Annotated in this window: 17 protein-coding genes, 2 pseudogenes and 1 riboswitch; of the genes and pseudogenes, 3 read left to right on the top strand and 16 right to left on the bottom strand. The window is 72.5% G+C overall.

The window, feature by feature from the left end:
• Positions 1-27: 27 nt before the first annotated feature.
• The 9 genes and pseudogenes from purH to pcrA all read right to left on the bottom strand — a co-directional run bounded on the left by purH (position 28) and on the right by pcrA (position 10,345).
• Entirely contained in the window at positions 28-1,623 is a 1,596-nt protein-coding gene (purH, locus tag DV701_RS17715; RefSeq protein WP_114930317.1) for a bifunctional phosphoribosylaminoimidazolecarboxamide formyltransferase/IMP cyclohydrolase, read from the bottom strand.
• 28 nt (positions 1,624-1,651) lie between these two features.
• Positions 1,652-1,729: riboswitch (ZMP/ZTP riboswitch) on the bottom strand.
• A 1-nt stretch (position 1,730) separates the two neighbouring features.
• Positions 1,731-2,363 (bottom strand): phosphoribosylglycinamide formyltransferase, encoded by a 633-nt coding sequence (gene purN, locus DV701_RS17710; RefSeq protein WP_228255109.1) that lies wholly within the window; start codon positions 2,361-2,363, stop codon positions 1,731-1,733.
• Between the two features lie 39 nt (positions 2,364-2,402).
• Positions 2,403-3,704, bottom strand: coding sequence for a cell division protein PerM (locus DV701_RS17705; protein ID WP_114930313.1), 1,302 nt, complete (start codon positions 3,702-3,704; stop codon positions 2,403-2,405).
• Positions 3,705-3,864: 160 nt separating this feature from the next.
• Complete coding sequence (sucD, locus tag DV701_RS17700) at positions 3,865-4,755, bottom strand: succinate--CoA ligase subunit alpha (protein WP_114930311.1); 891 nt, start codon at positions 4,753-4,755, stop codon at positions 3,865-3,867.
• A 35-nt stretch (positions 4,756-4,790) separates the two neighbouring features.
• Positions 4,791-5,975, bottom strand: a complete 1,185-nt coding sequence (gene sucC / locus DV701_RS17695) for an ADP-forming succinate--CoA ligase subunit beta (protein ID WP_114930309.1) — start codon at positions 5,973-5,975, stop codon at positions 4,791-4,793.
• An 89-nt stretch (positions 5,976-6,064) separates the two neighbouring features.
• Positions 6,065-6,469 carry a cobalamin B12-binding domain-containing protein gene (locus DV701_RS17690; RefSeq protein ID WP_114930307.1) on the bottom strand — a complete coding sequence of 135 codons (405 nt, stop codon included), beginning with the start codon at positions 6,467-6,469 and terminating at the stop codon, positions 6,065-6,067.
• Positions 6,470-6,478: 9 nt separating this feature from the next.
• Entirely contained in the window at positions 6,479-7,468 is a 990-nt protein-coding gene (locus DV701_RS17685; RefSeq protein ID WP_267874122.1) for a serine hydrolase domain-containing protein, read from the bottom strand.
• 125 nt (positions 7,469-7,593) lie between these two features.
• A pseudogene (locus DV701_RS19180) lies at positions 7,594-7,716 on the bottom strand (serine hydrolase); the annotation flags it as partial.
• A gap of 115 nt (positions 7,717-7,831) precedes the next feature.
• Entirely contained in the window at positions 7,832-10,345 is a 2,514-nt protein-coding gene (gene pcrA / locus DV701_RS17680) for a DNA helicase PcrA (protein WP_114931355.1), read from the bottom strand.
• Between the two features lie 78 nt (positions 10,346-10,423).
• Here pcrA and DV701_RS17675 point away from each other — a divergent pair, with 78 nt between their 5' ends.
• Genes DV701_RS17675 through DV701_RS17665 form a run of 3 tightly spaced genes read left to right on the top strand, consistent with a single transcriptional unit; the run spans position 10,424 to position 12,305 of the window.
• Entirely contained in the window at positions 10,424-10,819 is a 396-nt protein-coding gene (locus DV701_RS17675) for a hypothetical protein (protein ID WP_114930305.1), read from the top strand.
• Complete coding sequence (locus DV701_RS17670) at positions 10,816-11,241, top strand: hypothetical protein (RefSeq protein WP_114930303.1); 426 nt, start codon at positions 10,816-10,818, stop codon at positions 11,239-11,241. Before DV701_RS17675 ends, DV701_RS17670 begins: the two co-directional genes overlap by 4 nt.
• Positions 11,238-12,305 carry a lysylphosphatidylglycerol synthase transmembrane domain-containing protein gene (locus DV701_RS17665; protein WP_162803113.1) on the top strand — a complete coding sequence of 356 codons (1,068 nt, stop codon included), beginning with the start codon at positions 11,238-11,240 and terminating at the stop codon, positions 12,303-12,305. Before DV701_RS17670 ends, DV701_RS17665 begins: the two co-directional genes overlap by 4 nt.
• 433 nt (positions 12,306-12,738) lie before the next feature.
• Here the strand turns inward: DV701_RS17665 and DV701_RS17655 are convergent, their stop codons facing one another.
• From DV701_RS17655 to DV701_RS17625, 7 genes and pseudogenes are all read right to left on the bottom strand, one after another.
• Positions 12,739-13,584 carry a type 1 glutamine amidotransferase gene (locus DV701_RS17655; RefSeq protein ID WP_114930297.1) on the bottom strand — a complete coding sequence of 282 codons (846 nt, stop codon included), beginning with the start codon at positions 13,582-13,584 and terminating at the stop codon, positions 12,739-12,741.
• Positions 13,581-14,908 (bottom strand): annotated as a pseudogene (locus DV701_RS17650) (MurT ligase domain-containing protein). Before DV701_RS17650 ends, DV701_RS17655 begins: the two are co-directional and overlap by 4 nt.
• A gap of 5 nt (positions 14,909-14,913) precedes the next feature.
• Positions 14,914-16,503 (bottom strand): glutamine-hydrolyzing GMP synthase, encoded by a 1,590-nt coding sequence (gene guaA / locus DV701_RS17645; protein ID WP_114930295.1) that lies wholly within the window; start codon positions 16,501-16,503, stop codon positions 14,914-14,916.
• Positions 16,500-16,835: a DUF3817 domain-containing protein gene (locus DV701_RS17640; protein WP_114930293.1), complete on the bottom strand. Its 336-nt coding sequence runs from the start codon at positions 16,833-16,835 to the stop codon at positions 16,500-16,502. The genes guaA and DV701_RS17640 overlap by 4 nt, the downstream gene beginning before the upstream one ends.
• A complete protein-coding gene (locus DV701_RS17635; RefSeq protein WP_114930291.1) occupies positions 16,799-17,638 on the bottom strand; it encodes an SURF1 family protein in 840 nt (279 codons plus the stop codon). The genes DV701_RS17640 and DV701_RS17635 overlap by 37 nt, the downstream gene beginning before the upstream one ends.
• A 51-nt stretch (positions 17,639-17,689) precedes the next feature.
• Positions 17,690-19,102 (bottom strand): YncE family protein, encoded by a 1,413-nt coding sequence (locus DV701_RS17630; protein WP_228255108.1) that lies wholly within the window; start codon positions 19,100-19,102, stop codon positions 17,690-17,692.
• A gap of 19 nt (positions 19,103-19,121) precedes the next feature.
• The gene (locus DV701_RS17625) at positions 19,122-20,243 is read right to left on the bottom strand and encodes a GuaB3 family IMP dehydrogenase-related protein (RefSeq protein ID WP_114930289.1); all 1,122 of its coding nucleotides are present in this window, start codon (positions 20,241-20,243) and stop codon (positions 19,122-19,124) included.
• Positions 20,244-20,330: the final 87 nt, after the last annotated feature.

Below are 20,330 nucleotides of genomic sequence, written 5' to 3'. Positions count from 1 at the left end.
GACCGCCCTGCGTGGGAGGGGCCGGCCTCAGTGCGCGAAGTGGCGCGTGCCGGTGAAGTAGAGCGTCGCACCGGCGACCCGTGCGGCAGCGACGACCTCGTCGTCGCGCATCGACCCGCCGGGCGCCACCACGGCGCGCACCCCGGCGTCGAGGAGGATCTGCAAGCCGTCGGCGAAGGGGAAGAACGCGTCGGAGGCGGCGACCGAGCCGGAGGCCCGCTCCCCCGCCCGGCGCACGGCCAGCTCGCAGGAGTCGACCCGGTTGACCTGGCCCATGCCGATCCCCACGCTGGCCCCGTCGTCGGCCAGCAGGATCGCGTTGGACTTGGTGGCGCGCACGGCCCGCCAGGCGAACTGGAGGTCGGCCAGGGTGGCCTCGTCGGCCGGGTCGCCGGCGACCAGCCGCCAGCGTGCGGCGTCGTCACCGCCGTCCTCGACCTCGGCGTCGACCGTGTCGACCGCCTGCATGAGCATGCCGCCGGAGATTCCCCGGGTCTCGAGGCCGCCGCGCGCCGGCGAGGCGGCCCGCAGCAGCCGGAGGTTCTTCTTGGCTCGCAGCACCTCGAGGGCGTCCTGCTCGAAGGCGGGGGCGACGACGACCTCGGTGAAGATGTCCTTGACCTGCTCGGCCATCGCCAAGGTCACCGGGACGTTGGTGGCGATGATGCCCCCGAAGGCCGACACCGGGTCGCACGCGTGCGCCTTTCGGTGGGCCGCCGCGACGTCCGCACCGACCGCGATGCCGCAGGGGTTGGCGTGCTTGATGACCGCGACCGTCGGCCGGTCCCCGTGGTCGTGGGCCGCGCGACGGGCGGCGTCGGCGTCCACGTAGTTGTTGAACGACATCTCCTTGCCGCCGAGCTGCTCGGCCTGCGCGAGGCCGGGTCCGGTCTGGAAGCCCTCGGTGTAGAGCGCCGCGCGCTGGTGCGGGTTCTCCCCGTAGCGCAGCACCGCGGCCCTGTCCCAGGTCGCACCGACCCAGGCGGGGAACCCGGTGCCGGACGAGGACGGGTCGGCGTCGTCCGGTGCCTGCGCCAGCATCCAGGTCGCCACCGCGACGTCGTAGGTGGCGGTGTGCACGAACGCCTGCGCGGCGAGCGACCGGCGCTGCTCGAGCGTGAAGCCGTCCGCCGCGACCGCCGCGACGACCTGCGGGTAGGCGGTGGGGCTGGTGACCACGGCGACGCTGCGGTGGTTCTTCGCGGCCGCGCGCACCATCGAGGGTCCGCCGATGTCGATCTGCTCGACGCACTCCTGCGGCGAGGCCCCCGACCTGACCGTCTCGGTGAAGGGGTAGAGGTTGACCACGACCAGGTCGAAACCCTCCACCCCGAGCTCCTCGAGCTGACGCACGTGGTCGGGGTTGGTGGTGTCGGCGAGGATGCCGGCGTGGACGCGCGGGTGCAGGGTCTTGACCCTGCCGTCGAGGCACTCGGGGAAGCCGGTGAGGTCCTCGACCCGGGTGACCGGCAGGCCGAGCCGGTCGATCACCCGGGCCGAGCCGCCCGTGGAGACGAGCTCGACGCCCGCCTCGTGCAGGCTGCGGGCGAGGTCCTCCAGCCCGGTCTTGTCATGGACGGAGACGAGCGCGCGGCGGATCGGGCGGCGGTCGGGTGCGTTCACGTGGAGCTCCTCGCGGGTAGGCGGGTCTGCTGGGCACCCAGGCGGGCGATGCCCACGAACGTCACTCCCCGGTGGTGGTCCACCTGCGCCAGTCGTGTGCAGCCAGTCTAGGGGGTGGGTGGCAGGGCCTGCGTCGGCGTCGGCGTCGGCGTCGGTGCAGCACGGCCGAGCAGCCTCGGCAGCTCCTCGACCAGCATCCGCCGCTCGACGACCTTGATGCGCTCGTGGAGCGTCTCCTCGGTGTCGTCGTCGAGCACGTCCACGGCCCGCTGGGCGAGGATCCGGCCGGTGTCGACGCCCGGGTCCACCTCGAAGAGGGTGGCGCCGGTGACCCTGACTCCGTGCGCGAGCGCGTCCCGCACGCCGTGCGCCCCGGGGAAGCTGGGCAGGAGCGCGGGGTGGGTGTTGAGGATCCGGAAGCGGCTCAGGCTGGGCTCGCCCAGGATCTTCATGAAGCCTGCGGAGAGGACCAGGTCGGGGTCGTGGGCGCCGATCGCCGCGGCGAGGGCCGTGTCCCAGGCCGCCCGGTCCGGGTGGTCGGCCAGCCGCACCACGAAGGTCGGTATGCCGTGCCGCCGCGCCCTGGCGAGGCCCTCGACGTCGTCCCGGTCGGCCCCGACCGCGACGACCTGCACGCCGTAGGCAGGGTCGACCGCCGCGTCGAGGAGCGCCTGCAGCAGGGTGCCGGAGCCGGACACGAGCACGACGACCGCGGCGCGGGTCTCTGGCGGGGCGGTCACGCTGTGCAGTCTAGGTGGCGGGGCGGCGCCGACCGACGGTCAGCGGCGTCGGGCCGGGCGCCGGCCCAGCAGGTGGCGCAGGCTCACCACGACGAGGGCGCCGGAGGCGACCTCGAGGGTGAGCAGACCGGCGAGGCGCCACGGCTCGACACCGACCGTGCCGAGCAGCCCCGGGGTGAGGCCTCCGGTGGCGAGCCACCCGGCCACCAGCGCGGCCGCGCCGACCAGGAGAGAGCCGAGCAGCGCGATCCGGGACTTGGTCCACCAGCTGGAGAGCCGGGAGGCGGCGCCCGCCGACCGGTGGCCGAGCCACCCGCCGGCCACGAGCGGGACCAGCACCATCGCCCACATGCCCGGCGGGAGGGTGCCCGGCTCCGGCAGCGCCCCGAGCACGGGCAGCAGCGGCAGGTCGCCGGCGGTGGACGCGTCCCAGCCGACGTGCACGGTGCCGACGGTGAGGCCGGCGCCGGACAGCCAGCCCAGGGCCCAGACCATGAGGTTGGGGACGGCGAGCAGCTGGGCCACGGTCAGGACCGTGGTGCCGACGATCCCGGCGTCGAGCGCGCCGTAGAGGGTCAGGACCCGCTCCCCGCGCACGAGCAGCAGCCCGAGCACCACGAGGAAGGTGACGGCGCTCAGTCCCACGACGACCTCGACGGCGGCCGGGACCGCCCGCCGGACCAGGACCGGGGTGCGCGCCTCGACCCAGCGCAGCCCCGCCACCACGGCCGGGTGTTCCTTGCGGCGGTGCTCGGCCCACCAGACGAGTCCGACGGCCACCAGCGGCACCAGCAGCGCGCCGATCACCAGGCTGGGCAGGAAGACGGGGGCCAGCCCGAAGCTGGCGGAATGCGCGACGACGAGGCCCGCGACGAGGTAGCCCAGGCAGAAGACGACGGCGTCCGAGCCGCCCAGCGCGTGCCAGGCGCTGCGCCAGCCACCGACCACCGGGGACCTGGCCAGCATCTCCTCACGGTTGAGGACCACCTGGCGGGCCGCCCACCAGCACAGGAACACCGGCAGCGCGGTCAGCAGGAGCGGCGCGAGCACGACGTGTGCGTCCGGGGTGCGCACCTGTGCCCGGTGGGCCAGGGCCCACAGGTCCACCGATGCGCCCAGGGTCTGCCAGAAGGAGACGCTGCTGCGCTCGTCGGCTACCCAGGCCACGACCGTGGGGACCGCGACCGCCACCACGCCGAGCAGGACGCAGACTGCGCCGGCGACGCCGGCCACCGCGAGCTCGACCAGCCGGCCGAGGGTCAGACCCTCCAGGGTCGCGCCGCCGGTCTGCGGGTCGTCCTCGGTCGAGGTGGTGGGGTCGGATCGCTGCAGCAGAGTCATGACGCTCCCATGGTCACCCGTGCTCGCGTGCGGGCCGGGGAGGCGCGCCGCGCCTCACCGGCGCTCGTCCGAAGGATGGTCGCTGCGGCGACGCCCGAGGAGGACACGCGGACGCCCGAGGACGGCACCCCGGTGGGGCGCCGTCCTTGCAGGTGGCTCATCAGCCGAGCGAGGCGACGATCTCGCGCATCAGCTGGGCGGTCTCCGAGGGCGTCTTGCCGACCTTGACCCCGGCGGCCTCGAGGGCCTCCTTCTTGGCCTGGGCGGTGCCCGAGGAGCCGGAGACGATGGCGCCGGCGTGGCCCATGGTCTTGCCCTCCGGGGCGGTGAAGCCGGCCACGTAGCCGACGACCGGCTTGGTGACGTGCTCCTTGATGTAGTCCGCCGCGCGCTCCTCCGCGTCCCCGCCGATCTCGCCGATCATCACGATCGCGTCGGTGTCGGGGTCGTCCTGGAAGGCCTTGAGGCAGTCGATGTGGGTGGTGCCGATGATCGGGTCGCCGCCGATGCCCACGGCGGTGGAGAAGCCGAGGTCACCCAGCTCGTACATCATCTGGTAGGTCAGCGTGCCCGACTTGGAGACCAGCCCGATCCGGCCCGGGCCGGCGATGCTCGCCGGGATGATGCCGACGTTGGACTGCCCGGGGCTGATCAGGCCGGGGCAGTTCGGGCCGACGATCCGGGTGGTGCCCCTGTCGCGGGCGTGCGCCCAGAACTCGGCGCTGTCACGCACCGCGATACCCTCGGTGATCACGACGACCAGCGGGATCTGGGCGTCGACCGCCTCGACGACCGCGTCCTTGGCGAACTTCGGCGGGACGAAGACGACCGACACGTCCGCGCCGGTGGCTTCCATCGCCTCTGCGACGGTCCCGAAGACGGGGACCTGGACACCGTCCTGGAAGTCGACGGTGGTGCCGGCCTTGCGCGGGTTGACGCCGCCGACGACGGCGGTGCCGGCCCGGAGCATGAGCTGGGTGTGCTTCATGCCCTCGGAGCCGGTCATGCCCTGGACGATGACCTTGGAGTCGTTGTTGAGGAAGATCGCCATGGTGTCGTGTGATTCCTTCGTAGGTCTGCTGGGGGTCAGTTCGCGGCGGCCAGCTCGGCGGCCCGGCGGGCAGCACCGTCCATGGTGTCCTCGATGGTCACCAGGGGGTGGTTCGCCTCGGCCAGGATGCGGCGGCCCTCCTCGACGTTGTTGCCGTCGAGGCGGACGACCAGCGGTTTGGTCGCCTCGTCGCCGAGGGTCTCCAGCGCGGCGACGATGCCCCTGGCCACCTCGTCGCACGCGGTGATGCCGCCGAAGACGTTGACGAAGACCGACCGCACCTGCTCGTCGCCGAGGATGACGCTCAGCCCGTTGGACATCACCTCGGAGGAGGCGCCACCACCGATGTCGAGAAAGTTCGCCGGGCTGGCCTTGCCACCGGTGAAGTCTTCGCCGGCGTAGGCGACGACGTCCAGGGTGGACATGACCAGGCCTGCGCCGTTGCCGATGATGCCGACGTTGCCGTCGAGCTTGACGTAGTTGAGGTCGAGCTCCTTGGCCCGGGCCTCCAGCGGGTCGGCGGCCCCCTTGTCCTCCAGCTCGGCGTGGTGCGGCTGGCGGAAGGAGGCGTTGGCGTCGAGGGTCACCTTGCCGTCGAGGGCGAGGATGCCCCCGTCCTCGGTCTTGACCAGCGGGTTGACCTCGACCAGCGTGGCGTCCTCGTCGCGGTAGACCTCCCAGAGCTTCTGGAGCACCGGGACGATCTTGGCGCCGGTCTGCGCGTCGAAGCCGGCCGTGTCCACGATCTCCTGGGCCTTGGCCTCGTCGATGCCGGTGTTGGCGTCGACCTCCACCCGGGCGAGCGCCTCGGGGCGCTCGACGGCGAGCTGCTCGATCTCCATCCCGCCCTCCTTGCTGCACATGGCCAGCAGCGAGCGGTTGGAGCGGTCGAGCAGGACCGAGAAGTAGTACTCCTCGGCGATCTTCGCGCCCTGGGCGATCATCACGCGATGGACGGTGTGCCCCTTGATGTCCATCCCCAGGATCTGCTCGGCCGCGGCCTGCGCCTCCTCGGCGGACTTCGCGACCTTGACGCCACCCGCCTTGCCACGCCCCCCCGTCTTGACCTGAGCCTTGACCACGGTCACGCCGCCGGAGAGCTGCCCGATCCGCTCGGCGGCCGCGCGCGCCTCCTCCGGGGTGTCGGCGATGGCGCCGGCGAGCACGGGGACCCCGTGCGTCTCGAACATGTCGCGTGCCTGGTACTCGAACAGATCCACGGGTGGCTTCCCAATCGTGTGAGGGTGATGGACGGACTGATGAGGGTATGACGTGGGCGTCCGCCCGGCGCGGGCCGGGCGGAGCGTGGTCAGTCGGGTCGGGCGAGGTGCTCGTGCACCCAGCCGGTGATGTCGGTGGTGCTGGCCCCTGGCGTGAACACCTCGGCCACGCCCATCTCCTTGAGCGCCACGACGTCCTCGGCGGGGATGATCCCGCCGCCGAAGACCACCACGTCGGCGGCGTCCTGCTCGGCCAGCAGGTCGATGACCCGCCGGAACAGCGTCAGGTGGGCCCCGGAGAGCACCGAGAGCCCGACCGCGTCGGCGTCCTCGGCGACGACGGCCGCGACGATCTGCTCGGGCGTCTGGTGCAGCCCGGTGTAGATCACCTCGACGCCGGCGTCACGCAGCGCACGGGCGACCACCTTGGCACCGCGGTCGTGGCCGTCCAGGCCGGGCTTGGCCACGACGACGCGCAACGGTGTTGAGGTCATGGCCAGACATTAGCGCAGGGCCGCGCCGCGACCCCACGCGGTGCCGCGCCTGGCCAGGTAGGTCTGCTCCGGCCAGGCGCTGACGCCGGCCACCCGCATCCTGGTGACGCGACCCTCCTCGTCGACCTCGAACGGCACCGCTTCGCCGGAGCCGCCGAACCCGTCGACGTCCTCCGGACGCAGCGTCGTGGCGTCCAGCGCACGCAGCTCCTGGCAGTCCTCCAGCGGGCTCGGCGTCGTGGGGTCGAGCATGACCAGCCGGTCCCCGCCGCGCGCCACGTCGGTCTCGCCCCAGAGCGAGTGGTAGCGCCCGGTGAGCCGGTCCAGGTCCGCCACGCTCACGCCCCGCGGCAGAGCCTGCCAGTCGGCGGCGTCCTTGGTCAGCAGGTCGATCAGCTGCAGGACGCCCGACGCCAGAGCCTCCGCCGGCCCGTCGATCGGGTTGGTGAGGACGCAGACCACCAGCCCGTGGGTCGGGTCGAGCAGCGTGCGGGTGATCTGGCCCGGGAAGCCGCCCGAGTGCCCGACCGTGGCGCGCTCCCCCACCTTCGCCGCGATGAGCCCCAGCCCGTAGGAGGTCTGCGACCCCCTGCGGATGAAGGTCGCCTCGGCGCGCTGCATGAGGCGCAGGCTCCGGTCGCTCAGCAGCTCGCCCGACCCCAGCGTCAGGGCACCGAAGAACCGGCTCAGGTCCTCGGCGGTCGAGGCGAAACCGGTCGCCGGAGCCAGTGCCCCGGTGCCGACGTGCTCCACGGCGACGCGGTCGCGGGTCCGTCCGTGCGGCCGGCTGTGGCCGGTCACCGCACGAACCGCCGCCTCGTCGGTCAGCTCCGGCGTGGTGTCGCCCAGGCCGAGGGGCGCGAGGACGGCGGAGGTGACGTGCTCGGCATACCCCGACCCGGTGACCCGCTGGATGATCGCGCCGAGCAGGCCATACCCGATGTTGGAGTACTTGAAGTGCTCCTGCGGCTCGTAGGTCGCCCCGTGCTCGCGCACCACGCCCAGCAGCGCCTCGGTGTCGGGGAAGGGCCGGTCGAGCGGCCAGAAGTCGGAGTCGACGCCGTCGCGAACCGCCCCTGCTCGACGAGGTGGAGGACAGCCACCGAGGTGAAGGTCTTGCTGTGGCTGGCGACGCGGAAGACGTGGCCCGTCGTCAGCGGCTCCCCGCTGTCCAGGTCGGCGACACCGTAGGCCTCCGAGAGCACCAGCTCCCCGCCGAGCCGGACCGCGACCTGGGCACCGGGCACCTGCCGGCACTCGACCTGGGTGGCCAGCCAGCGGGACAGGTATGCGCGGTCTCGCGGAGGCGGTCCACGGTCAGGTCGGGGGTGCTCACGCTGGGTGAGCCTAACGGGGCCGGCGCTACAGCTTGGTGAGCGGTGCCACCCGCACCAGGAGCCGCTTGACGCCCGTCTCGCCGCCGAAGTCGACGTGCGCCATCGTGTGCTTGCCGGTGCCCTCGACCCGGACCACGGTGCCCAGTCCGAAGGTGTCGTGGCTGACCCGGTCCCCGCCGGACAGCGTCTCGAGCTCGGCGGTCTCGGCCTCGCTGCGCCCGGGTCGGGGAGCGCTGCCTCGCGGGTCGAGCCGGACCACCTCGGGGCGTCCGCCGCGACCTCCGCGGCCGCGGGCGGCATGTCCCCCTGCCCACCCGGACGACTCGGTGGCCGAGCGGCGGCCACCGAAGCTGGACCGGTCGGCGTCGGTGCGCTCCCAGGTGACCAGCTCCTCGGGCACCTCGTCGAGGAAGCGGGAGGGCGGGAAGTACTGCGGGGTGCCGTAGGCGGCGCGGGTGCCGGCGCGGGAGACGTGCAGCTGCTCGCGGGCCCGGGTGATCCCGACGTAGGCCAGCCGACGCTCCTCCTCCAGCTCCTCGGGATCGTCCAGGCTGCGCTGGTGCGGGAAGGTGCCGTCCTCCATCCCGGTGAGGAAGACGACGGGGAACTCCAGACCCTTGGCGGTGTGCAGGGTCATGAGCGTCACCACGCCGGAGGAGTCGTCACCCTCGGGGATCTCGTCGGCGTCGGCGACCAGCGCGACCTGCTCGAGGAAGTCGACCAGCCCGCCCTCGGGGTAGTTGTCGTCGAACTCCCGGCCCACCTCGACCAGCTCGGCGAGGTTCTCCACGCGGGTCTCGTCCTGCGGGTCGCTGCTCGCGCGCAGCTCGGCGAGGTAGCCGGTGCGGTCCAGGATCGCCTCGAGCAGGTCGCCCACGCCGCTGTCCTCGTCGGCGGCCAGCCCGCCCAGCTCCTCCAGCAGCGCGGTGAAGCCCTTGATCGCGGCGACCGAGCGGGTGGCGATCGCGGGGGCGTCCTCGGCGCGGCCCAGCGCGGCGACGAACGGGATCCGCTCCCGCTCGGCGAGCGCGCCCACGGCACCGACGGCGCGGTCGCCGATGCCGCGCTTGGGGGTGTTGAGGATCCGGCGCAGGTTGACGTCGTCGGCGGGGTTGGCCAGCACCCGCAGGTAGGCCAGCGCGTCCTTGACCTCGCGGCGCTCGTAGAAGCGCGTCCCGCCGACCACCTTGTAGGGCAGGCCGGTGCGCACCAGCACCTCCTCCAGCGCCCGCGACTGGGCGTTGGTGCGGTAGAAGACGGCCACGTCGCCGGGCCGCACCCCGCGCTCGTCGCCGAGCTCGTCGATCCGGCGCGCCACGAAGGAGGCCTCGTCGTGCTCGTCGTCCGCGACGTAGCCCACGATCTTGCGTCCGTCCCCCGACTCCGTCCACAGCCGCTTGTCGCGGCGGTGGGGGTTGCGGACGATGACCGCGTTGGCCGCGGAGAGGATGGTCGCGGTCGAGCGGTAGTTCTGCTCGAGCAGGATGGTGCGCGCCTCGGGGTAGTCCTCCTCGAACTCCACGATGTTGCGGATCGTCGCGCCGCGGAAGGCGTAGATCGACTGGTCGGCGTCGCCGACGACGCACAGCTCGGCCGGCGGCAGCGGCCGGTCGCCGCCGTCGACGATGTCGCCCAGGTGGCCGACCAGCTCGCGGACGAGGGCGTACTGGGCGTGGTTGGTGTCCTGGTACTCGTCGACGAGGACGTGGCGGAACCGGCGCCGGTAGTGCTCACGCACGTCGGGAAAGGCGCGCAGCAGGTGGACCGTGGTGGAGATGAGGTCGTCGAAGTCCAGCGCGTTGGCCGCGCGCAGCCGCCGTTGGTAGAGCGTGTAGGCCTCGGCGACCTTCTGCTCGTAGGGGTTGTTGCCGACCTGCGCCGCGAACGCCTCCTCGTCGAGCAGCTCGTTCTTGGCGTTGGAGACCTTGGCCAGGAAGGCCCGCGCCGGGTAGCGCTTGGGGTCAAGGTCGAGGTCGCGGACGACCATCCCCATCAGCCGCTGGCTGTCGGCGGCGTCGTAGATCGAGAAGGAAGACCGCAGCCCGGCGGTCTGCGCCTCGCGGCGCAGGATGCGCACGCAGGCGGAGTGGAAGGTCGAGACCCACATCGCCTTGGCTCGCGGGCCGACCAGCGCCTCCACCCGCTCCCGCATCTCCGCGGCGGCCTTGTTGGTGAAGGTGATCGCCAGCACCTGGCCGGGGTGCACGTGCCGCTCGGCGAGCAGGTAGGCGATCCGGTGGGTGAGCACCCGGGTCTTGCCCGAGCCGGCGCCGGCGACGATGAGCAGCGGCCCGCCGTGGTGGGTCACCGCCTCGCGCTGGGGCTCGTTGAGGCCGGCGAGCAGCGCCTCGACGTCGATCTCCCGGCGTGGCCGGCGGGGGGCCTGCGCAGGCGGCGCCTCCCCCTCGCCGAGAGCCCACGCGGGGATCCCCCGCTCGTCCACCCCGTCCGTCGCGTCGTCCGGGTGGCCGCTGGCCTGGGCGGCACTCATCGAGGGCAGGGGAAGATCGAAGGAGAGGTGGTCGAACAGGCTGCTCATCGTGGCGCCCATCCTAGGTGGGCGCGCCGACGACGTTCTCCGTCAGTCCACAGGACCGCCCCCGTACGCTGGTGACCCGTGACCGGCAGCACCACCTCATACCTCGACCCGCCCACGCTGACGATGCTCCTGGGCGGGCTGGCTGTCGCGTTCGTGTGCCTGGTCAGCGGGCTCAACGGCCGGGCGCCCGGCCGGCTGACGGCCGGCCTGACCTGGCTGGTGCAGGCGGGCGTGGTCGCCTACGCCGCCTGGTACCTCGTGCGCCAGCTGCGCGGCGAGACACCCGTCGGCCCCGGCTGGGAGCTGTGGGCCTACCTGGTGACGATCCTGCTGCTGCCGGCCCTCGCGCTGGTCTGGTCGCGCGAGGAGCCGACCCGGTGGAGCACCTTCGTGCTCGCGGTCGCCGCCTTCACCGCGGCAGTGATGGCTGCCCGCTCGGCGCAGATCTGGTACGGAGTCGGGATGCTCCCGTGAGGCGCCCCGAGGCGCACGCCGGCGACCGGCGGCACGGGCCGGGCAGGGTGATCCTGGCCCTCTACCTGATCTTCGTGATCGGCACCGTCTCGCGCTCCGCCGCCCAGATCTCGACACGCTGGCACGAGGCGCCGCTCGCCTACGGGCTGTCCGCCTTCGCGGCCGTGGTGTATGTCGTCGCGCTCGTCTCCCTGTCGATGCGCGGCCGGCGTGCCTGGTGGGTGAGCGTGGTGGCGCTGTCCGTGGAGCTGGCCGGCGTGCTCGTGGTCGGCACCTGGAGTCTGGTGGCGCCCGCGATGTTCCCGGACGCGACCGTGTGGTCCGACTACGGGCTGGGCTACCTGCTGATCCCGCTCGTCCTGCCCGTCGCGGGGCTGTGGTGGCTGCTCTCCCCGCGGGGCGCACGCGCGGAGGACGGGTGAGCGAGGAGACCCCGCGGCTGCGCCGGATCGGCTGGAAGGACGTCATCCAGTCGGTCTTCGGCCTGGTCCTCGTCGTCCTGCTGATCTCCTTCGGCCTGCCGCACCTGCTGGACACCTCGTGGGCCGAGATCGGCGCCCAGCTCGCCCGCGTCCGGCTGGGTACTGCGGTGGCGATGGGCGCGCTGCTGCTGGCGGGCCTCTTCTGCTACACGTGGGTGGTCATCGGCTCGCTGCCCGGGGTGGGCCACGTCTGGGCGCTGCGCGTCAACGCCACCACGGCGACCATCGCCAACCTGCTCCCCCTGGGTGCGGCCGTCGGGGTCGCCGCGGCGTGGATGATGCTGCGCAGCTGGGGGTTCTCCAGGTCCGCGGTCTCCAGCTCCTTCCTGGTCACCGCGCTGTGGAACCTGCTCGCTCGGGTGGCCCTGCCGGTCGTCGGCTGTCTCGTCGTCGTGGCCGGCACCGTCTCGGCGCCCCGGATCGTCGTCACCGGCGCCCTGCTCGCCGGCGCGGTGGGCATCGCCGTGGTGGTGATCTGCTCGCTGATGATCTTCTCCGACCGGGTCGCCGGGTGGGTCGGACGCGTGCTGCACACCGTCCTGGCCCCTTTCGTGCGCACGGTGCGCGACGGCCGCGGGATCGACCACGTGGTCACCGAGCAGCGCGGGCGGATCGAGCAGGTGGTCCGCACCGGCTGGTGGCGGATGACGCTGGGGATGGTCGGCCAGTTCGTCTTCCTCTTCGGGCTCTACTGGCTGGCGGCCCGCGTCGTCGGCCTGGACCTGCCGGTGCCGGAGCTCATCTGCGCCTACGCGTTCCGCCAGTTCCTCACGGTCATGGCCGTGACGCCGGGCGGGCTCGGGGTGACCGAGGTCGGGACCGCGGGCATCCTCGTGCTCTTCGGCGGGGCGCCCGGCGCCGCGTCCGCGACCGCGCTGCTCTACGCCATCTACGCCCACCTGCTCGTCGTGCCCTTCGGGCTGGCGACGCTGGCGGCGTGGTGGGTGCGCACCGGCCGGCGCGCGGCTGCGGCCGGAGGACGATCTGCCGTTGACCTCATCTGAGGAAGGTCAGGTGTCGGTCGATTCGCGGATGACTGGGAATCGAGCTCACATCATCTCTGGGAGCGCGGTCGCCAGTTCCCCTTCCGCTCCTCGAAGACCCACCCCCGGAACGCCGTCATGGAAGCCGTGGCCCTCAGCGCGTTCGGTCACCTCCACCTCGAACGCGTCATACACAGCACGAAGCTTGGAGACCACCTCCGCCGGAGTCGTCGGGCGCCTGGTCGGGCGGGGGGTCAACCCGTCAACCCGGACGTGCGTGTACACGTACATCCGTCAGGACAAGTGGTGTACCCCTCAGCATGAGTCATGGCTGCGGACGCCGGAACGGCCATGGCGGGGGTCAGAGCCCCAGCGCACGACGCTCCCACAACGGTGCCCGTCTTCCTCGACATTCAACGCTCCATCATCGTTGCGACCGAAGACACGGCGGCCCCTAGGGCTCTCCACGATCACGATTCACGGTGTGGATTTCCGAGCCTGACGTTTGGTGAATCCTCCGCTGAAAGAGCCGGGCCACCTGCCGTTCGTGCGCCTCCCGGGCGAGGGTGTCGTCGATCTGCACGGGGAGCCAGTCACCCGTGGCCCGGCGCGCCGCCTGCTCCAGCAGCCCGTCGGCGAGCGCCGGGTTGGCCGGCAGCACGGGGCCGTGCAGGTAGGTGCCGACGACGTTGTGCGTCCGCGCCCCCTCGGTGCCGTCCGAGCCGTTGTTGCCGCTACCGTGGCGCACCCGGCCGAAGGGCGCCTGCCCCTCCCCCAGCACGGTGGAGCCGGAGTGGTTCTCGTAGCCGACGACCTGGCCGAGGTCGGTGTCGAGGACGATGGGGCCGATCATCCGCGTCGAGTTCCCGCGGGTGGTGACGTCGAGGATCCCCAGCCCGGGCAGCCGGCGGCCGTCGACGGTCACGAAGGCCTCGCCGAAGAGCTGGTACATGCCGCAGACCATGAGCATCGGCACCCCGTCTGCGGCCAGCTCCCGGAGCCGGTCGGCGTGGGTGGCCAGGTCGTCCTGGACGCGGGCCTGGCCGCTGTCCTGCCCGCCGCCGCCCAGGACGAGGTCGACCCGCTCCGGCCACGGCGCGCCGGGGTGGTGGTCGTGGACGACCGGCTGGTAGCCGTGCCAGCGCAGGCGGGCCGCCAGGCAGCGGGTGTTGCCCAGGTCGCCGTAGATGCTCATCTCGCGCGGGTAGAGGTGGACCAGGTGCACCTCGCCCTTGTCGGCGGCCACGTCGGCCAGCGCAGCGACGTCGCCGGGCAGCGCGGTGGTCAGGTCCTCGCTCACGCCGTCTCCTCCCCGAAGCGGGCCAGCCCGAAGCGGTCGGCCAGCCTCCGGCGCAGGTGCATCATCGCGGTGTAGGTGCAGAAGATCCGCGTCGGCTCTCCCGCGTGGTCGCGCAGGAACCGCTCCAGGGCCGCGTCCAGGTCGGTCTCGACGTCGGCGACCTCGACGCCGTCGTAACGCAGCCGCAAGGCCATGTCCCAGCCGCGCACTCCGGACGTCAGCGCCACGCCCTGCTCCCGCAGCGACTCGAAGGACACGTCGTAGAGCCACGAGACGTCGCGCCCGTCGGCGTAGTCGTCGTTGATCGCCACCATCGTGGCCACCGGCTCGCCGCCGTAGGTGCTCAGCGCCACGGTGAAGCCGGCCGGGTTCTTGACCAGCACCAGCTCCAGCGGCGCGCCGCCCGCGTCGATCACCTCGCCGCGGCCGAACGGCGGCTGCACCGCCTCGAGGGCCCTGGCGGCGGTGCGCGCATCGAAGCGCTCCCCCAGCAGCGTCCGGGCCGTCGTGGTCGCGGCCGTGGCGTTGATCATCGCGGCGAGGCCGCGCTGGCGCAGCCTCAGCGGCCCGACGTCAGGCCCGCCGGGGAAGCGCACGGTGAGCCCGCGCCCGTCCTCCTCCGGCAGCAGCAGGCCGTCGTCCGGCCCGAGCTCGGGCCGCTCGTCGTGGTCCTCGAAGCGGACGTCGGCCTCCTGCAGCTCGGGCAGCCGGTCGGCGACCCTCGGGTCCACGGCGAACCAGCGCACCGTGACCCCGGTTCCCACCTGGGCTCGCACGCGCGAGATGAACGAGTCATCGCCGTTGAGCACGACCCCCGTCGTCGTCTGCTCGCCGAGCCGGGTGAGCAGCCGCGCCGTGTGGTCGATCTCGGCGAAGCGGTCGAGCTGGTCGCGCGCCACGTTGAGCAGCAGGCTGTACGTGGGCGGCACCTGGGCCGCGAAGTGCAGCGCGTGCGCCTCGTCCAGCTCGACGACGGCCAGGTCCGCGTCCAGCCGCCCGCGCAGCCCGATCTCGCCGAGCATCGAGGAGATCACCCCGCGGGTGAAGTTGGAGCCGGTCGGGTTGGTGAACACCCGCAGCCCGTGCGCCCGCAGCAGCGCCACGAGCATCTTGGTCGTGGTCGTCTTGCCGTTGGTGCCGGACACCACGACCACTCCCCCGGCAGCGAGCCGAGGGTATGGCGCAGCACGGCCGGGTCGAGCGTCTCGGTCACCAGGCCGGGTAGCGCCGAGCCGCCCCCGCGCAGGCGGGAGGCGAGCCGTGCCGCCTTGCCCGCGGCCAGCGCGATCGTGGTGCGCGCCCGCCGCAGGGGGGCGGACGGCATACCGCTCACTCCCACTCGATCGTCCCCGGCGGCTTGCTCGTGACGTCGAGGACCACCCGGTTGACGTCCTCGACCTCGTTGGTGATGCGCGAGGAGATCCGGGCGAGCACGTCGTAGGGCACCCGGCTCCAGTCCGCTGTCATCGCGTCCTCGCTGGAGACGGGCCGGAGCACGACGGGGTGGCCGTAGGTGCGGCCGTCGCCCTGGACGCCCACCGAGCGCACGTCGGCCAGCAGGACCACCGGGCACTGCCAGATGTCCCGGTCCAGGCCGGCGGCGGCCAGCTCCGCGCGGGCGATCGCGTCGGCCCGGCGCAGCAGCGCCAGCCGCTCGGCCGTCACCTCGCCGACGATGCGGATGCCCAGGCCGGGACCGGGGAAGGGCTGGCGCCAGACGATCCCCTCGGGGACGCCGAGCTCCAGGCCGACCTGACGCACCTCGTCCTTGAACAGCGTCCGCAGCGGCTCGATGAGCTGGAACTGCAGGTCCTCGGGCAGCCCGCCGACGTTGTGGTGGCTCTTGATGTTGGCGGTGCCGGCGCCGCCGCCGCTCTCGACGACGTCGGGGTAGAGGGTGCCCTGGACCAGCCACTTCACCGGGTGGTCGTCCTGCCCGGCGGTCCCGTCGTGGGAGTGGACGATGTCGCGGGCGGCCTGCTCGAAGACACGGATGAACTCCCTGCCGATGGCCTTGCGCTTCTCCTCCGGGTCGGTCACCCCCGCCAGGGCGCCGAGGAACCGCTCCCGGGCGTCGACGACGACGAGGTCGACTCCTGTCGCGGCGACGAAGTCCTCCTCGACCTGCTGGGCCTCCCCCTCGCGCAGCAGCCCGTGGTCGACGAAGACGCAGGTGAGCTGGTCGCCGACCGCGCGCTGCACGAGCGCGGCGGCGACCGAGGAGTCGACCCCGCCGGAGAGCCCGCAGATCACCCGGTCCTCGCCGACGGTGGCGCGCACGTCCTCGACGAGCCGCTCGACCACGTTGCCGCTGGTCCAGGTGGGCTCGATGCCCGCACCGTGCCGCAGGAAGTTGACCAGGACCTGCTGGCCGTGCGCGGAGTGCAGGACCTCGGGGTGCCACTGCACTCCGTAGAGGTGGCGCTCGTCGTCCTCGAAGGCCGCGACGGGTGCCCCCGGCGTGGTGGCGGTGACCGTCGTGCCGGCGGGCGCGGTGGTGACCGCGTCACCGTGCGACATCCACACGTCCTGCTCCTCCGGCTGCCCGGCGAAGAGCGTGCTGCTCGCGGCGGCCACCTCGGCGCGGGTGTGGCCGTACTCGCGCTGCCCGGTGCGGGCGACCTCCCCGCCCAGGGCGCGCGCCATCGTCTGGAAGCCGTAGCAGATGCCCAGGACCGGCACGCCTGCGGTGACGACCGCCTCCTCCAGCGCGGGCGCCTGCGCCGCGTAGACCGAGGACGGCCCGCCGGAGAGGATGATCGCCGCGGGGTCGCGGGCGAGCATCTCGGCAGCCGGCATGGTGTGCGGCACGATCTCGCTGTAGACGTCCGCCTCACGCACGCGCCGGGCGATGAGCTGGGCGTACTGGGCGCCGAAGTCGACGACCAGGACGGGTCGCGCGTCGAGGGGCTCGGTCACGCGGACACCCTATCGGCGCCGGACTCGGCCGCCTCGATCTGGGCCAGCGCCCGGCCGTGCACGCGGTGCTCGACCCAGAAGGAGAGGAAGGGCACGCACCCGGCGAGCATGACGCCGACCATCTTGCCCAGGCCCCAGTGCAGTTCGAAGCCGAGCAGCGCCACCGCGACGAGGTAGACCATGTAGACCCAGCCGTGCGGGCTGGGCCACCAGGCCAGCGCGTGGTTGTCGAAGCCGTAGCGCAGCACGATGTGGGCGCAGAGCACGAGCAGCCCCACGCCGACGACGAAGGCCATCACACGGAAGAACGCGAGCTTGGCACGGGCGGACATGGAGTCTCCTCCTGGATCGGGGCGTGGGGGGACGGGGTATGGGGCGGCTCGCCGGCGCCCTGCTCCTCGCGGCGACCCGGGGTCGCCTGGCGCAGGAACCGGATGTACATGTAGACGGCGAAGGCCGCGAAGGTGAACCACTGCAGGCCGTAGCCGAAGTTGCGCCAGACGATGCCGCTGTCGCCGAAGACCGGTGGTGGGATACGCACCACGGACGTGGCGGTCACGGCCGGCTGCTCGTCGACGAGGAAGACGAAGGCGTTGTAGACCGGACCGTCCCAGTCGTTGACCAGGTCGGCGGTGTCGATCGTGGCCCGCTGCCCCTGCGGCAGCGCCCCGAGACCGGCGGACTCGCCCGGCGACTCGCTCGGTGCCAGGGTCCCGGTCACCTTCACCGGGTCGGCGGGCGGCAGGTCGGCCTGGACAGGGTCGGTGACGAACCCGCGCACCACCGGCAGGAGCGCGGCCTCCCCGGAGGCGGCCGTGCGCAACGGGGTCACCACCCAGTAGCCCGGCTCGTCCTGGAGCAGCCGACCGGGGACGAGGAACTGCTCGGACGCCGCATACTCCCCCTCGGCGAAGACCGAGAGCCCGGCGCCGTCGTCGGGGAACGGCTGGTGCGGCGCGGTGACCTCGCCGAGCGGCTCCGTCGGACGGGCGGCCTGGGCTGCGGCGTGCTCGCGCGCCGCGTCGTTGGAGCTGACGCCGATCTGCCACATGCCGAGCTGGTAGAAGCTCCACACGATCACGACCAGCAGCGCCAGCAGGGCCAGCCAGGCCGGTCGGAGGGCGGTGCGGATCACCTGCTCAGGGTAGGCGATCAGGCTGGATGTCCCGACCGCGAGGGGCGGTGGTCACAGCGGCGTGCTCTGGTCGTCGAAGACGTAGATCGAGCCGTTGTAGCAGGCCACCCAGACGGTGTTGGTCACGGGGTCGTAGTCGATGCCGATGGGGTCGGCGTCGACGTCGACCTTGTCGATGACCTCCATGTCGGAGGTGCGCACCTTGGAGACGGTCGCCTCGTTGTAGTTGACGACGTAGAGGGCGGTCTCGTCCGGCGACAGCGTGACCGACCGCGGCTCCAGGCCCGGTGAGACCTCGTCGACGATCTCGTCGGTGCTGGTGTCGATCTTGTAGATCGTGTTGGCCGAGCTGACCGTCATGTAGAGGGTGGAGCCGTCCTCGGTGAGGTTGAGGTGGCGGGGGCGCAGCGTGGTGTTCATCACCAGCTCGCTGGTGCCGGCGTCGATGTCGACCTTGAACAGCGACTGGGCGTACATCGCCACGACGTAGGCGGTGTTGCTGTCCGGCATGATCGCGATCCCGCGCGGCGACTCGTTGACGTCGATGACCTTGGTCTCCTCGGCCTTCTCGACGTCCACGACGGAGATCGTCGCGTCGCACCAGTTGCTGACCAGGATCGTGGTCTGGTCCGGGGTGATCTCGAGGTACTTCGGGACCGCGCCGACCTTGATGACCTGGTCCCAGGCCATCTCCTCGGCGTCGAAGCGGTAGAGGAAGGAAGGGCCCACGCCGCTGTCCCTGGTGCAGGCGTCGAAGCCCTGGATGCCGAAGTTCTGGCCGTACATCGTGTACTGGGAGACGTAGGCGTAGCGGCCGTCGGCGGTCCACACCGCCTCCACCGGCGAGCCCTGCGAGATCCCCGGGTGCCCCTCGACGCCGAACTCTGCGAGATCGATCTCGTCGTCGAGGACGGCGACCTGCTCACGGGTCGTGGTGTCGAAGACCGTGGAGGTGTGGGAGTACATCATGTTGTTGGCGATGGCCAGCCCATGGTTGGAGGCCATCACCGACTTGGGCGTCATGCCACCGGTGAGGTAGTCCAGCGGCTCCATCGCGGTAGTGTCGCTGGGCAGCTCGTTGGGGACGGGCTCCTTCTGCCACACCGGGTCCGGCTCCGGGGTCTGCTCGGCGGTGACCGAGGCCGCCTCGGCACCCTCCGACGTCGTGGCCGCGCCGTCCGGCCCGGCACCGTCGGCCAGCGCGCCGTCGCCGGTCCCACCGGAGATGTCGCCGACGGACGCCACCGTGGTGTCGTCGCCCGAGCGCCACGCACCGGTGAGCCAGACGCCCGCACCGGTCACCACCGCCAGCAGGAGCGCCAGCACGCCGCCCAGGACCGCGCGCCGACGTCGTACGTGGACGGGGTCCTGGCTGATCCGCACCTCCCCGGGCTGGGCGCCGCGGTGGCGCCCACGCATCTCCCGGACGTCGTACTCGGCGTAGTCGTCGTGCTCGTCGTTCATGCCATCTCCGTCGCGGTCGTCAATGGGTGCCATAGGGAGCCACCACCACCTCGACGCGCTGGAACTCCTTGAGGTCGGTGTATCCGGTCGTGGCCATCGCCCGGCGCAGCCCGCCCATCAGGTTGGTGGTGCCCTCCGCGTCCACCGCCGGGCCGCCCAGGATCTGCTCCAGACCCGCCACCGTCCCGACGTCGACCCGCCTCCCACGGGGCAGCTCGGGGTGGTGGGCCTCGCTGCCCCAGTGGTAGCCCTGGCCGGGCGCCTCGCTGGCCCGGGCCAGCGCCGCGCCCAGCATGATCGCGTCCGCGCCGCAGGCGACCGCCTTGACGATGTCGCCGGAGGTGCTCGTGCCACCGTCGGCGATGACGTGGACGTAGCGGCCTCCGGACTCGTCGAGGTAGTCGCGGCGGGCCGCGGCCACGTCGGCGACCGCGGTCGCCGCGGGCGTGTGGATCCCCAGCGTCGTGCGGGTCCGGTGGGCCGAGCCGCCGCCGAAGCCGACGAGCACGCCGGCCGCGCCGGTGCGCATCAGGTGCAGCGCCGCGGTGTAGGTGCCGGCCCCGCCGACGATGACGGGGACGTCCAGCTCGTAGATGAACCGTTTGAGGTTGAGGGGTTCGGCCGTGCTGGAGACGTGCTCGGCGGAGACGGTCGTGCCGCGGATGACGAAGAGGTCGACCCCCGCCTCCACGACGACCTTCCACAGCTGCTGGGTGCGCTGCGGGGACAGGGCCCCGGCCACCGTCACCCCGGCCTCACGCACCTGCCGGAGCCGCTCGGTGATGAGCTCGGGGCGCACCGGCGCGGCATACAGCTCGCGCATCCGGGACGTGGTCCGCTCCTCCGGCAGCTCGGCGATCTCGGCGAGCGCCGGACCGGGGTCCTCGTAGCGGGTCCACAGACCCTCGAGGTCGAGCACGCCCAGGCCGCCCAGCCGTCCCATCATGATCGCGGTCTCCGGCGAGACCACGGAGTCCATCGGGGCGGCGATCACCGGCAGCTCGAAGTGGTAGGCGTCGATCTGCCAGGAGATGGAGACGTCCTCGGGATCACGCGTGCGGCGGGACGGGACGACCGCGATATCGTCGAAGGTGTAGGCGCGGCGGCCACGTTTCCCGCGTCCGATCTCGATCTCGTTCACCCGCACAGGCTACCCAGCCCACGGCCGTGCTCCGAGCCGCACACTCCGATCACCGACGGGACGGGCACCCTTGTCAGTAGGTGACGC

The sequence above is a fragment of the Ornithinimicrobium avium genome (assembly GCF_003351765.1).
Taxonomy (GTDB): domain Bacteria; phylum Actinomycetota; class Actinomycetes; order Actinomycetales; family Dermatophilaceae; genus Ornithinicoccus; species Ornithinicoccus avius.
The sequence above is the reverse complement of the archived record's forward strand: the minus strand, read 5'-3'. Positions and strand labels throughout refer to the sequence as shown.